This is a genomic window from Pseudomonas persica (genome assembly GCF_900291015.1).
Classification (GTDB): domain Bacteria; phylum Pseudomonadota; class Gammaproteobacteria; order Pseudomonadales; family Pseudomonadaceae; genus Aquipseudomonas.
Window position 1 is genome coordinate 139,725 of the sequence record NZ_OLKL01000029.1, and the last position, 12,607, is coordinate 152,331.

Sequence of the window (12,607 nt, forward strand, 5' to 3'; positions counted from 1 at the left end):
CCCTTCTCGGGCAAGCCCGCGAAGGGCCGCAGAGCGGCCCGGCTTTTATTTAGGTAGCCCGGTCAATGGGCAATGCAATACCAGCTTCGCTCCACCCAGTTGGCTCTCGCCAACCTCCAGCCCGAACCCATGCAGGTCGACGATCGCCGCCACGATCGACAGCCCCAGCCCGAACCCCGCATGGCGGTGGCCTTCATCGCTACGGTAGAAGCGCTTCAGCACTGCCGCCCGTTCCTCTTCCGGAATACCCGGCCCGCTGTCCTCGATGGCCAGGTGCAGGCCCTTGTCATCCTGCGTGGCAGTAATTCGCACCAGTCCACCCTCGGGCGTGAACTTGATGCCGTTACCCATCAGGTTGGCCAGCGCCTCGAACAGCAGCTCGCGGTCACCGTGCAATGCCGGCAGCTCATCGGGTTGTCGCAATTCCAGGCGAATGCCGCCATCTTCGGCCAACGGCAGGTAAAAGTCGTGCAACTCCACCAGCAGTTCATGCGGGTCAAGTTGGACGAAACCGGCCCGCCGCTGGCGGTCTTCCAGTTCGCTGATGCGTAACAAACCGCGAAAACGCGCCATCAGGGTGTCGGTTTCGCCGATCGCCAGGTCCAGTGCCTCGGCCTGGGTGGAGTCGACGTCACTTTGCTGGCGAATGCGGTACAGCTGCGCGCGCAGGCGCGTGAGCGGGGTGCGCAGGTCATGGGCAATGTTGTCGCACACGCCCTTGACCTCGTGCATCAGCCGCTCGATGCGGTCGAGCATGGCGTTGACGATGGCCGCCAGCATGTCCAGCTCGTCACGTCGGGCCGACAGCGGCAGGCGGTGGGTAAGGTCACCGGCGACGATCAGTTCGGCCTGGGCCTGGATCGCGCGGATGCGCTTGAGCGGCCGTCGCCTTAGCAGATACCAGCCGGCAAAGCCCGGGATCAGGGTCAGCGAGATCCCCCAGAGCAGGGCATGCAGGATGATCCGGGTGACCACGAACAGCGAGCCGTTGTCACGCACCAGCACCAGCCAGCGGCCATCCTGCACCTTGATCGCCACCGCGTCGCAGCTGTCGCGCGGCATGTGCGGGTCGTCGGCGTCCAGGCAGCGGTTAAGCTCGTGAACCTTGCCGTCCAGCCCCAGTTCTGGCGGGATGGCGCGAATGCGCCCGCCGATCGGGTTGAGCTGGCTGTCGAACAGGCCATAGGCGTCGAAGCTGCGTTCTTCGAAGGCCTGGCTGGCGACCAGGGCGTCGTCCAGCTGTTTGCCGCTCATGTGAGCGAACAGGTGTTGGCGCTGCAGCATGGAATGGCGGGTGAGTTTGTTCAGGTAGCTGGATACCTCGAAGTACAGCACCCCCATGAGGACGCTGCTCCAGGCCACGAACAGAAAGCTGTACAGCGCCAGCAGGCGGCTGGTCGAGGAGCTCCAGCCCTTAGACGGGTTCAGCAATGGCATAGCCCGAGCCCCGTACCGTACGGATCAGCGGCGACTGGCCGGGTGAGTCGATTTTCTTGCGCAGGCGGCCGATGTGCACGTCGATCAGGTTGGTGCCCGGGTCGAAGTGGTAGCCCCAGACTTCCTCGAAAATCATCATCCGCGTGATCACCTGGCCGCTATGGCGCATCAGGTATTCCAGCAGCTTGTACTCGGTGGGCAGCAGGTTGAGGGTTTGTTCGCCGCGGCGGGCTTCGTGGCTGATCAGGTCCAGTTGCAGGTCGGCGACCTGCAGGCGGGTCTGGGTCATGGGTACGCTGTTGCGGCGCAGCAGTACTTCGACCCGCGCAGCCATCTCGTCGGAGGCGAACGGTTTGGTCAGGTAGTCGTCACCCCCGGCACGCAGGCCGCGTACCCGCTCGTCGACATCGGAGAGGGCGCTGATCATCAGGATCGGTGTGGCGATCTTGAGGCTGCGCAGGGTGGTAACGATGGTCAGCCCGTCCACCTCGGGCAGCATGCGGTCAAGGGTGATCAGGTCGTAGCCGCCGGCAATGGCCTTGGCCAAGCCTTCACGGCCATTGTCGGCCCAATCCACCTCCAGGCCGTGGCTGGTAAGTTCGGCGACGATTTCCTGGCCGGTGACGGCGTCGTCTTCGATGGTCAGTACGCGAGGCATGCTGGTTCCCAGGCATCTAATGGAAACTTGATTGTGCCAAAGAATAGCCAAACGGCGATTTAAGAAAAATTCATCTGGCGTCTTTTGCCTGCACTGGCCTCTTCGCGGGTAAACCCGCTCCCACAGGTGCAGCGTCGCCCCCAAGAGCGGTGACATCCCTGTGGGAGCGGGTTTACCCGCGAAGCAGGCACCGTGGTGTCTCAGCGTGCGCCAATCCCTTCAGCATGCATGATCTGCGCAATGATCGGCACCGGAGTCATCAGGTGCGAACGCATCATGGCACTGGCGCGCTTGGCGTCACGGGCCAGAATCACTTCAACCAGTGCAGCATGCTCCTGGCGCTTGAGCTCCAGGGCCTGTTCGGAAAACACCGTCTGGGTCAGCCACAGGTGGCGGTAGCGCTCGGCCTGGTCGAACAGATAGGTGCGCGCCTGCAGCAGGTGCTTGGAGCCGCAGCCCGAGGCAATGGCCGTGTGGAACGCCTTGTGCCGTTCGTCCCACACATCCAGGCGCTGCTCGCGGGTCTTCACTTCCACCACCTTGGCCAGGGTATGCGAGTGGGCCAGTACCGACGCCTCCCAGGCGTCGTCGCCACGCTCGATGGCCAGGGTGATGATCATCGCCTCCAGGTTGGCGCGGGCATCGTAGATGTCGTTCATCTCGTCCAGCGACATGGGCGCCACGCGGTAGCCCTTCTGGCTGATCGCGTTCACCAGGTGCTCGGCCACCAGCTGCGACAGCGCTTCGCGCAGCGGGCCCACGCCCAGGTCATAGCGTTCCTTCAGAGTGCTCATCAACAGCTTTTCTCCGGGCTTGAACACGCCGCGGATAATGTCCTTCTTGAGCCTCTCATACCCGCTGAATGCTGAGTTTTGTCGGGGGGCGAGCGCTTCCAAAGTCCTGTTCCTCAAACGGTTTTGCCGATCATACCGAAAGCGCTCGCTGGCGAAAAACAATGGACAAAAATGCTTTTCGTCGCCGAATAACAAAAATGTAGACATTTTAAGTTTGTGACGATATTTTTATCTCGCCCGCACTGATCCAGCTCATGACCGGACGGCGCCACCCACTTTTTTTGCCAGGACACTGCCATGAACGCTTTTACGCAGATCGACGAACTTGTGATGCCACTGCCGCTCGAACCGCGTGGTTACACCATCGCCCCCTCGAAACAGTCGCCGCGCCTGCTTGAACTGACCTTTGCCCGCGAAACGGTCGAAGCGTTCGTCCAGGCCGTTGCCCAGTGGCCGGTGCAGGCGCTGGAGTACAAGTCGTTCCTGCGTTTCCGGGTTGGCGAGATTCTCGACGAGTTGTGCCACGGCACCCTGCGGCCGGTGCTGCTCAATACCATCCTCAATCGCGCCAGCGGCGGGATGCTGATCACCCCGGTCGGCCTGGATGACGTGAGCCAGGCCGAGGACATGGTCAAGTTCACCACCGCCTGCGCACACCTGATCGGCCGCTCCAACTACGACGCGATGAGCGGCCAGTTCTATGCCCGCTTCGTGGTGGTCAACAGCGACAACTCCGACAGCTACCTGCGCCAGCCGCACCGGGTCATGGAGCTGCACAACGACGGCACCTTCGTCAACCAGATCACCGACTATGTGCTGATGCTGAAGATCGACGAAAAGAACATGGAAGGCGGCAACTCACTGTTGCTGCACCTGGACGACTGGGAGCAGTGCGACGAGTTCTTCCGCCACCCGCTGGCCCGTCGCGAAATGCGCTGGACCGCACCGCCGAGCAAGAAGGTGTTCGAGGACGTGTTCCACTCGGTATTCGACACCGATGCCGAAGGTCGCCCGACCATGCGCTACATCGACCAGTTCGTGCAGCCGGAGAACTACGAAGAGGGCATCTGGCTGAGCGCCTTGTCCGAATCGCTGGAAGGCAGCGAGAAGAAGCTGTCGGTACCGGTGGGCGTGGGTAGCTTCCTGCTGATAAACAACCTGTTCTGGCTGCATGGCCGCGACCGCTTTACGCCGCACGAAGGCCTGCGCCGCGAGCTGATGCGCCAGCGCGGCTACGTAGCCTTCCCCAAACCGCTGTACCAGCGTGGGCAATAATGACAGGACGCGGGGCGGGTGCCTGCCCACGCGTCTTTGCATAAAACGATGCCACCAGGGCCCTTTCGGGCCTTGGTGAGCCAGTCAGGCAATGCCTGCGTGTGAGGTAAGGCTATGTACGATTTCATCATCATTGGCGGTGGCATTGTGGGTATGTCCACGGCCATGCACCTGGTCAAGGTCTACCCGGACGCGAAGATTCTCCTGCTGGAAAAAGAGTCCGGCCCGGCCCGCCACCAGACCGGGCACAACAGCGGCGTGATCCACGCCGGCGTGTATTACACCCCCGGCAGCCTCAAGGCGCGCTTCTGCCTGGAAGGCAACAAGGCCACCAAGTCCTTCTGCACCCAGCACGGTATCCGCTTCGATGAGTGCGGCAAGCTGCTGGTGGCCACCAACGACCTGGAAATGCAGCGCATGAAGGCGCTGTGGGAGCGTACCGCGGCCAATGGCCTGGAGCGTTACTGGTTGTCGGCGGCCGAGTTGCGCGAGCGCGAGCCCAATATCGTCGGCATGGGCGGCATCTTCGTGCCGTCCAGTGGCATCGTCAATTACGCGGAGGTGACTGCGGCCATGGGCGCCGAGTTCCAGCGCGCCGGCGGCGAAATCCGCTATGGCGCCGAGGTGGTCGGCCTGCAGGAACTGGCCAGCGAAGTGATCGTACGCACGCAGGGGGACGAATTCCGCAGCCGTTTCCTGGTGACCTGCTCGGGCCTGATGGCCGACCGCGTGGTGAGCATGCTCGGCTTGCGTACCGAGTTCGTCATCTGCCCGTTCCGCGGCGAGTACTACCTGCTACCCAAGCAGCACAACCAGATCGTCAACCACCTGATCTACCCGATTCCCGACCCGTCCATGCCGTTTCTGGGCGTGCACCTGACACGCATGATCGATGGCACCGTCACGGTTGGCCCCAACGCAGTACTGGCGATGAAGCGCGAGGGTTACCGCAAGAGCGACGTCAGCCCCGGCGACCTGTTCCAGACCCTGACCACCCCCGGCATCCTCAAGGTGCTGGCGAAGAACTTCCGCCCGGGCCTGATCGAGATGAAGAACTCGCTGTTCAAGGGCGGCTACCTCAAGCAGGTACAGAAGTACTGCCCGAGCATCACCAAGGCCGACCTTACGCCTTACCCGGCCGGCGTGCGTGCCCAGGCCGTGTCGCGTGACGGCAAGCTGATCGATGACTTCCTGTTCGTCAACACCGCGCGCAGCGTCAACGTGTGCAACGCGCCGTCGCCGGCCGCCACCTCCGCCATCCCGATCGGCGCCTACATCGTCGACAAGGTATGTGAACAGGTCGGCCGCCAGGGCGGCGGTTTCCCCAAAGCCGACCTGGCGCCCGGTCAGCGGGCTGCCGGCTGACGTACCCGTAATACGTTCTGCGGTTTCGTTTTACTCAACCCGTACTGCCCTACTCACCATCTAGGGCAGGGCGGGCTTTTTCGCGCCTGCGTCGGTGACGTGCAAGCCGGCGGCCCCTGCGTGGGCATGACAAAAACAACAAGGTAGCGCCATGCAAACCCACAAGAACAATTTGAGTCATGGATTGAAATCACGGCATGTCACCATGCTGTCCATTGCCGGCGTGATCGGCGCCGGCCTGTTCGTCGGCTCCGGCCGTGCGATTGCCGAAGCTGGGCCCGCCACCATCCTTGCCTATATCCTGGCCGGCGCACTGGTGGTGCTGGTAATGCGCATGCTGGCTGAAATGGCCGTTGCCTCGCCGGACACCGGTTCGTTCTCTACCTATGCCGACCTCGCCATTGGCAAGTGGGCCGGCTACACCATCGGCTGGCTGTACTGGTGGTTCTGGGTACTGATCATTCCCATCGAGGCCAACATCGCTGCCACCATCATCAATTCCTGGGTCCCGCAACTGGAGATCTGGGTATTGTCGTTGGTGATTACCCTGTTGCTGACCGCCACCAACCTGTTCAGCGTGAAGAACTACGGTGAGTTCGAGTTCTGGCTGGCGTTGGTGAAGGTGGTGGCCATCGTCAGCTTCATCGCGCTGGGTGTGTGCGCCATCTTCGGCCTGCTGCCAGGCTCCGCTGTCAGCGGCGTGTCGCGCCTGTGGGATAGCGGCGGCTTTATGCCCAACGGTTTTGGTGCGGTGCTGAGCGCCATGCTGATTACCATGTTCTCGTTCCTCGGGGCCGAGGTGGTGACCATTGCCGCGGCCGAATCCGACGAAGCAGGCAAGCATATTTCCAAGGCCACCAACTCGGTGATCTGGCGGATCACCCTGTTCTATATCCTGTCGATCTTCATCGTCATCGCGCTGGTGCCGTGGACCGACCCGCGCCTGGCCAGCGAAGGCTCCTATGTCACGGTGCTGGACATCCTCGGTGTGCCGAATGCCAAGGCCATCATCGACGTCGTGGTGCTGACGTCGGTGACCAGCTGCCTGAACTCGTCGCTGTACACCGCCTCGCGCATGGTCTATTCGCTGAGCCGCCGCGGTGACGCCCCTGCCTGCGCCCAGGTGACCAGCCGCAGTGGCACGCCGGTGGTGGCGGTGCTGCTGTCTACCGGCGCGGCATTCCTGGCGGTGATCGCCAATTACCTGGTACCGGCCAAGGTGTTCGGCTTCCTCATGGCAAGCTCCGGCGCCATTGCCCTGCTGGTGTACCTGGTGATCGCCGTTTCCCAGCTGCGCCTGCGCCAGCGCCTGAACGCGCAGGGCAAGACGTTGGGCTACCGCATGTGGCTGTTCCCGTGGCTGACCTGGGGAGTGATTCTGTTCATCAGCGGCGTGCTGGTGCTGATGCTGTTCCGCCCGGACCACCGTCTGGAAGTGGTATCGACCATGGTGCTGGCCGTGCTGGTGGTGTGTTCGGGCCTTCTGGTGACACGGCGTCGGGCGCGCGAGGTGGCGGTTGGCAGTGTAGGGCAGGGCGCCTGAGCCCTGAAGACAGACGAGCAAGTCGCATCAGGCTGTGAGAGGATGTCCGCCAACACAGCCAGGACCCCGAACGCAGCCTGATGAAGACACCGAAAAGAATTGAACCCCTGATCCAGGACGGCCTGGTCGATGAAGTACTGCGGCCGTTGATGAGTGGCAAGGAAGCTGCCGTGTATGTGGTGCGCTGCGGCAGCCAGGTGCGCTGCGCCAAGGTCTATAAAGAAGCCAACAAGCGCAGTTTCCGCCAGGCCGCCGAGTACCAGGAGGGCCGCAAGGTGCGCAACAGCCGTCAGGCCCGGGCCATGGCCAAGGGCAGCAAATACGGCCGTAAGGAAGCCGAAGACGCTTGGCAGAACGCTGAAGTGGCGGCGCTGTTCCGCCTGGCCGGCGCTGGCGTGCGGGTTCCAAAGCCTTACGACTTCCAGGACGGCGTGCTGTTGATGGAGTTGGTGACCGATGCCGACGGTGACGCGGCCCCACGCCTGAACGACGTGCACCTCGACGCCGAGGAGGCCCGGGCGTTCCATGCCTTCGTCATTCACCAGATCGTACTGATGCTGTGTGCCGGGCTGGTGCATGGCGACCTGTCGGAGTTCAACGTGCTGCTTGGCCCGGACGGGCCGGTGATCATCGACCTGCCGCAGGCGGTGGATGCAGCGGCCAACAACCATGCCTTCAGCATGCTGCAGCGTGATGTGGCCAACATGGCCCATTATTTCGGGCGCTTTGCACCGGAGCTGAAAAGCACCCGCTATGCGCAGGAAATGTGGGCCCTGTACGAGGCGGGCGAGTTGCGCCCGGACAGCCTGCTGACGGGGCTGTTCGAGGAAGACGAGCATGCCGCCGATGTGTCTGGCGTGATGCGCGAGATCGATGCGGCCCGGCTGGATGATGCGCGCCGGCGTGCGGCGCGGGCCGAGGCCGAGCATGGGTTGGCCAGGGCAGAGGAGCCTGCGCCGCCCTGGCTTCAGTAATAGATTGCCTGCACTGGCCTCTTCGCGGGTAAACCCGCTCCCACAGGAATCGCGCTGTACTTGTGGGAGCGGGTTTACCCGCGAAGAGGCCGGTACAGGAAAAATGCGGCCATTGCCTTTGACGCAAGACAATATCTCGTTATCTGGCCTTTTCACTGGCGCGCGACAGGCATAAGGTATACGCCGTTCAAATTCCCTGGAGCTGTCATGTCCAACCAATTCCCGTCCGTTCGTCCACGCCGCCTGCGCCAGAACGAGTCCCTGCGCACGATCTTCCAGGAAACCGAATTCCGCCTTGAAGACCTGATCCTGCCGATCTTCGTCGAAGAGGGCATCGATGACTTCGTGCCGATCACCAGCATGCCGGGTGTCAACCGCATCCCCGAGAAGCTGCTGGCCCAGGAAATCGAGCGCTACGCCCGCGCCGGTATCAAGTCGGTAATGACCTTTGGCGTTTCGCACAACCTGGACGCTGTTGGCAGCGACACCTGGAACGAAAACGGCCTGGTCGCGCGCATGTCGCGCATCTGCAAGGACACCGTGCCGGAAATGGTGGTGATGTCCGATACCTGTTTCTGCGAATACACCAGCCATGGCCACTGCGGTGTGCTGCACGACCATGGTGTGGACAACGACGCCACCCTGGCCAACCTGGGCAAGCAGGCGGTCATCGCTGCTGCCGCCGGTGCCGACTTCATTGCCCCGTCGGCGGCGATGGACGGCCAGGTCCAGGCCATCCGCAGCGCGCTGGACGGTGCCGGTTTCCACGATACCGCGATCATGGCCTATTCCACCAAGTTCGCCTCGTCGCTGTATGGCCCGTTCCGTGAAGCCGGTGGGACCGCGCTGAAGGGCGATCGCAAGAGCTACCAGATGAACCCGATGAACCGCCGTGAAGCCGTGCGTGAATCGCTGCTCGACGAGCAGGAAGGGGCGGATGTGCTGATGGTCAAGCCGGCCGGTGCCTACCTCGACGTGATCGCCGATATCCGCGCAGCATCGCGCCTGCCGCTGGCGGCGTACCAGGTGAGCGGCGAGTACGCGATGATCAAGTTCGGCGGCCTGGCTGGCGCCATCGATGAAGGCCGGGTGGTGCGTGAAAGCATTGGCGCGATCAAGCGTGCCGGTGCCGACCTGATCCTGACCTACTTCGCCATGGACCTGGCCCGCGAAGGCATCTGATTTCAGCGCGCGCCGCTTTCGCGGCGCATCGCCGGCAAGCCGCACAGGTGATCAGCGCGGCATGTAACCGCGTTGCCAGGCGCCTGGAATGAACCGCGACACCATGGCCAGTACACACGCCAGTGCACAGCTGCCGGTCAGTGCCAGCAGGCCCAGGTGGTGTTGCAGCCAGGCTCCCAGCGCGGCACCCAGCAGCATGCCGGCCCAGGGCACCAGTTGCACCCGCCAGCCATTGCGCCGCTCACCCAGCAGCCAGCGCCCCAGGCCACGCCCGAAGCGCGACAGGGCGCCGGTGACGTAGGTCAGACCGATGGGCAGGCCGTTCACCTGTTCGACCACGGCATTGATCATGCCCATGGCCAGCGTGGCAGCGAGCAGCGCGGGAAAGGTCGCTGCCAGGGGCCATGCGGCTGCAAAGGCCAGCAGGGCGGCGACCACCAGCAGCACCGGCCAGGCCCGACGGCGGAAACCGCGCGCCAGCAGCACGCCCAGGGCGTTGCCGACGACGAAGCCCAGCACCGCACCACTCAGGCGCAGCACCAGGGCCAGGTCCGCCTCGCTGATGGCGACGGCCAGGCGCGTGGTGTTGCCACTCATGAACGACACGAAGTCACCCAGCGCCAGCAGGCCGATGGCATCGGTCATGCCGGCCAGCACCGACAGGCCGGCGACCAGGCCAAGGCCGACACGACCACGCAGAATTTGCAGGCGCAGCCGTTTGGCTGTGCGTGCGGGGAGGACGGTAGGCAGCATGTGCGGGTCTCAGGGCAGCAGTTTTTCGCGGGCCAGGGTGCCTTTGATGGTGCGCTCTACGACATCGACCAGGACCATGGTCTGGTGGTCCACTTCGATGTTGAGCAGCTCGCCGGCCTTGTAGCTGGCGAAGGTAGTCTGGCGCAGGGTTTCCGGGATCAGGTTGATGGTGATCAGGTTGTCCTCGACATCGGCGACGGTCAGGCTGCAGCCGTTGACCCCGATGAAACCGCGCGGGAACACGTACTTGCCCCATTCCGGTGGCATGCGGAACTTGATGAAGGCGCCGGTTTCCTTGATCGACAGCTCGACGATTTCGGCGGTGGTGGCGATGTGGCCAGCCATCAGGTGGCCACCGACCTCGGCGTTCATCTTCGCCGAGCGCTCGATGTTGACGCCTTGGCCGGCCTGGAAGTGGCGCAGGTTGGTGCGTTCGAGGGTGGCAGCCATGGCGTCGAACCTGACCCGGGTGCCATCGATTTCGGTGACCGACAGGCAGGTGCCCTCGACACTGACGCTGGCGCCAATCTTCAGCTCGTCGAGCAGTTCCGGGGTGAGGTCGATGGTGAACTGGTTGTGGCCCGGGTAGGTGGTCACATCAAGCAGAGGGCGGACGGCCTGGACGATGCCGGTGTACATGGAGTTGCTCCTGGGCACAGTAAAGAAAACTCCCGAACGCTATGCCCGTGGAGCGGTAAAAGCAAGCCGGCCTTGGTCTGGATACTTGAAAGCCACGCGGCCCCTGTGGGAGCGGGCATGCCCGCGAAGAGGCCGGGCCGGCAAAAAACTGGTCAGCGCCGTGCCGACAACTGCTGCGGCGCCAGAAATGCATCATGGAAGTAGTTGCGCACGGCCTGCATCGCCGGGCTGAACGCCCGTTCCCGGTGCCAGGCCAACCCCACGCTCATCGGCGTCACCGGGTCGCTGATGGTCACCGTCTCGATACGCTTGCCTTCCAGTGACCACGGGCGGTGCACCAGGTCCGACAGGATCGCCACACCGCTGCCATTGGCGACCATACTGCGCACGGCTTCCACCGAACTGGTCCGCACCCGCACTTTCGGCCGCTGCCCGGCCTGTTCCCAATAGCGCATGGCGCTTTGCTCGGCTTCATCCACGGTCAGCAGGATGAACGGCTCGCAAGCCACATCGGCCAGGCTTACCGCCGAGCGCTCGCACAGCGGATGGTGGCCGGGCAGCCACAGGCGGCGTTCGGAGTTGAACAGGGTTTCCGAGACGATGTCCGGGTGGGTGAGGTTGGCGGTGAGCACCACCGCCATGTCGAAACGCCCCTCCAGCAGGCCTTGCTCGATGGCGCTGCGCTCTTGTTCGTAAAGTTCCAGGGTCACGTCCGGGTGCCAGTGTTCCAGGCGTTGCAGGTGATGCGGCAGGAAGTAGCCGATCACCGTATAGCTTGCTGCCAGGCGCAGCAGGCCGCTGGCGCGCACATCCGGCAGCGGGCTGTTAAGCGCATCGTCCACGCTGCGCAGGATCACGTAGGCGCGGTTCAGGAAGTGCCGACCGGCCTCGGTCAGGCTCATGCCCTGGACCGAGCGCTGGAACAGCATCACGCCGAGCATCGCCTCCAGCTCCTTGATCGCCGTGGTCACGGCAGACTGGGAAATGTTCAGGTGGATCGCCGCCTGGGAAATCTGGCCGATCTCGGCGGTGGCGACGAAGTAGCGGACCTGGCGCAGGGTCAGTGACACGGTAGGCTCCCTGGGTATCTGATTTTCCGAAGACACCCTATCTGTTTATAAATCTTCCCAAGGGGGTGCGGAGAATCTAACGTGGCTTGCATGCAGTCACAAACGCCAGGAGAGACAGTCATGCAGGTGGTGGATTTCAACTCGGACATGGGGGAGGGCTTTGGCCCGTGGACCATTGGCGACGGCGTCGACAACGAGCTGATGGGCTACATCAGCTCGGCCAACATTGCCACCGGCTTCCATGCCGGTGACCCCGGCACCATGCGCCGCACCGTCGAGCGGGCCAAGGCCCTAGGCGTTGCTGTGGGGGCGCACCCTGGGTTCCGCGACCTGGTCGGCTTCGGCCGCCGGCACATTAATGCCCCGGCCCAGGAACTGGTCGACGACATGCTCTACCAGCTCGGCGCACTGCGTGAAATTGCCCGCGCCCAAGGCGTGCGCCTGCAGCACATCAAACCGCACGGTGCGCTGTACATGCATCTGGCACGTGACGAAGAAGCCGCGCGGCTGCTGGTGGAAAACCTGCGGGTGATCGAGCCGGAGCTGCTGCTGTACTGCATGCCGGGTTCGGTGATCTGCCGCATTGCCCAGGCACTGGGCCAGCCGGTGATTCGCGAGTTCTACGCCGACCGCGAGTACGACCTGAGCGGGTCGATCGTGTTTACCCGCAATGTGCGGGGCTACGAGCCCAGGGCCGTTGCTGAGCGGGTGTTGCGGGCTTGCCAGCAAGGCGTGGTGCGCACGGTCGAGGGGCAGGACCTGGCCATCGCGTTCGATTCCATCTGCCTGCACAGTGATACCCCAAGTGCGCTCGACCTGGTGGAGGCCACGCGCAAGGCGCTGGACGCTGCCGGTATCGTGGTACGCGCGCCACGCTGAGCCTGTGCAGTTTGCTTTCGCCTGCCTTTCTATAAAGA

General features: G+C 63.4%; 12 protein-coding genes. 6 read left to right on the plus strand and 6 right to left on the minus strand.

The window, feature by feature from the left end:
• Positions 1 to 45: 45 nt before the first annotated feature.
• From FQ664_RS14800 to csiR, 3 genes are all read right to left on the minus strand, one after another.
• On the minus strand, positions 46 to 1,437 hold the full coding sequence (locus tag FQ664_RS14800; RefSeq protein WP_144172865.1) for a sensor histidine kinase: 1,392 nt from the start codon (positions 1,435 to 1,437) through the stop codon (positions 46 to 48).
• Positions 1,415 to 2,095, minus strand: coding sequence for a response regulator transcription factor (locus FQ664_RS14805; RefSeq protein WP_025338946.1), 681 nt, complete (start codon positions 2,093 to 2,095; stop codon positions 1,415 to 1,417). Before FQ664_RS14805 ends, FQ664_RS14800 begins: the two co-directional genes overlap by 23 nt.
• Positions 2,096 to 2,295: 200 nt before the next feature.
• On the minus strand, positions 2,296 to 2,991 hold the full coding sequence (csiR, locus tag FQ664_RS14810) for a DNA-binding transcriptional regulator CsiR (protein ID WP_015270630.1): 696 nt from the start codon (positions 2,989 to 2,991) through the stop codon (positions 2,296 to 2,298).
• Positions 2,992 to 3,186: 195 nt separating this feature from the next.
• On the opposite strand from csiR, the gene glaH reads away from it, so the two are divergent.
• The 5 genes from glaH to hemB all read left to right on the plus strand — a co-directional run bounded on the left by glaH (position 3,187) and on the right by hemB (position 9,228).
• The gene (glaH, locus tag FQ664_RS14815) at positions 3,187 to 4,164 is read left to right on the plus strand and encodes a glutarate dioxygenase GlaH (RefSeq protein ID WP_144172867.1); all 978 of its coding nucleotides are present in this window, start codon (positions 3,187 to 3,189) and stop codon (positions 4,162 to 4,164) included.
• Between the two features lie 114 nt (positions 4,165 to 4,278).
• Positions 4,279 to 5,529, plus strand: coding sequence for an L-2-hydroxyglutarate oxidase (gene lhgO / locus FQ664_RS14820; RefSeq protein ID WP_144172869.1), 1,251 nt, complete (start codon positions 4,279 to 4,281; stop codon positions 5,527 to 5,529).
• A 151-nt stretch (positions 5,530 to 5,680) separates the two neighbouring features.
• Positions 5,681 to 7,072 carry a GABA permease gene (gene gabP / locus FQ664_RS14825; protein ID WP_144172871.1) on the plus strand — a complete coding sequence of 464 codons (1,392 nt, stop codon included), beginning with the start codon at positions 5,681 to 5,683 and terminating at the stop codon, positions 7,070 to 7,072.
• An 80-nt stretch (positions 7,073 to 7,152) separates the two neighbouring features.
• A complete protein-coding gene (locus FQ664_RS14830; RefSeq protein ID WP_144172873.1) occupies positions 7,153 to 8,046 on the plus strand; it encodes a PA4780 family RIO1-like protein kinase in 894 nt (297 codons plus the stop codon).
• Positions 8,047 to 8,253: 207 nt separating this feature from the next.
• Positions 8,254 to 9,228: a porphobilinogen synthase gene (gene hemB / locus FQ664_RS14840; protein WP_013972900.1), complete on the plus strand. Its 975-nt coding sequence runs from the start codon at positions 8,254 to 8,256 to the stop codon at positions 9,226 to 9,228.
• Between the two features lie 51 nt (positions 9,229 to 9,279).
• On the opposite strand, the gene FQ664_RS14845 is transcribed toward hemB, so the two are convergent.
• The 3 genes from FQ664_RS14845 to FQ664_RS14855 all read right to left on the minus strand — a co-directional run bounded on the left by FQ664_RS14845 (position 9,280) and on the right by FQ664_RS14855 (position 11,690).
• Positions 9,280 to 9,981, minus strand: a complete 702-nt coding sequence (locus tag FQ664_RS14845) for a YoaK family protein (RefSeq protein WP_144172875.1) — start codon at positions 9,979 to 9,981, stop codon at positions 9,280 to 9,282.
• 9 nt (positions 9,982 to 9,990) lie between these two features.
• The gene (locus tag FQ664_RS14850; protein WP_144172877.1) at positions 9,991 to 10,620 is read right to left on the minus strand and encodes a riboflavin synthase subunit alpha; all 630 of its coding nucleotides are present in this window, start codon (positions 10,618 to 10,620) and stop codon (positions 9,991 to 9,993) included.
• Positions 10,621 to 10,772: 152 nt separating this feature from the next.
• Positions 10,773 to 11,690, minus strand: coding sequence for a LysR family transcriptional regulator (locus tag FQ664_RS14855; protein ID WP_144172879.1), 918 nt, complete (start codon positions 11,688 to 11,690; stop codon positions 10,773 to 10,775).
• 120 nt (positions 11,691 to 11,810) lie between these two features.
• On the opposite strand from FQ664_RS14855, the gene FQ664_RS14860 reads away from it, so the two are divergent.
• The gene (locus FQ664_RS14860) at positions 11,811 to 12,569 is read left to right on the plus strand and encodes a 5-oxoprolinase subunit PxpA (protein ID WP_144172881.1); all 759 of its coding nucleotides are present in this window, start codon (positions 11,811 to 11,813) and stop codon (positions 12,567 to 12,569) included.
• Positions 12,570 to 12,607 lie beyond the last annotated feature (38 nt).

Coding starts and splice junctions, on each gene's coding strand:
- FQ664_RS14800 (WP_144172865.1), bottom strand. CDS start 1,437: ATGCCATTGCTGAACCCGTCTAAGGGCTGGAGCTCCTCGACCAGCCGC.
- FQ664_RS14805 (WP_025338946.1), bottom strand. CDS start 2,095: ATGCCTCGCGTACTGACCATCGAAGACGACGCCGTCACCGGCCAGGAA.
- glaH (WP_144172867.1), top strand. CDS start 3,187: ATGAACGCTTTTACGCAGATCGACGAACTTGTGATGCCACTGCCGCTC.
- lhgO (WP_144172869.1), top strand. CDS start 4,279: ATGTACGATTTCATCATCATTGGCGGTGGCATTGTGGGTATGTCCACG.
- gabP (WP_144172871.1), top strand. CDS start 5,681: ATGCAAACCCACAAGAACAATTTGAGTCATGGATTGAAATCACGGCAT.
- FQ664_RS14830 (WP_144172873.1), top strand. CDS start 7,153: ATGAAGACACCGAAAAGAATTGAACCCCTGATCCAGGACGGCCTGGTC.
- hemB (WP_013972900.1), top strand. CDS start 8,254: ATGTCCAACCAATTCCCGTCCGTTCGTCCACGCCGCCTGCGCCAGAAC.
- FQ664_RS14845 (WP_144172875.1), bottom strand. CDS start 9,981: ATGCTGCCTACCGTCCTCCCCGCACGCACAGCCAAACGGCTGCGCCTG.
- FQ664_RS14850 (WP_144172877.1), bottom strand. CDS start 10,620: ATGTACACCGGCATCGTCCAGGCCGTCCGCCCTCTGCTTGATGTGACC.
- FQ664_RS14860 (WP_144172881.1), top strand. CDS start 11,811: ATGCAGGTGGTGGATTTCAACTCGGACATGGGGGAGGGCTTTGGCCCG.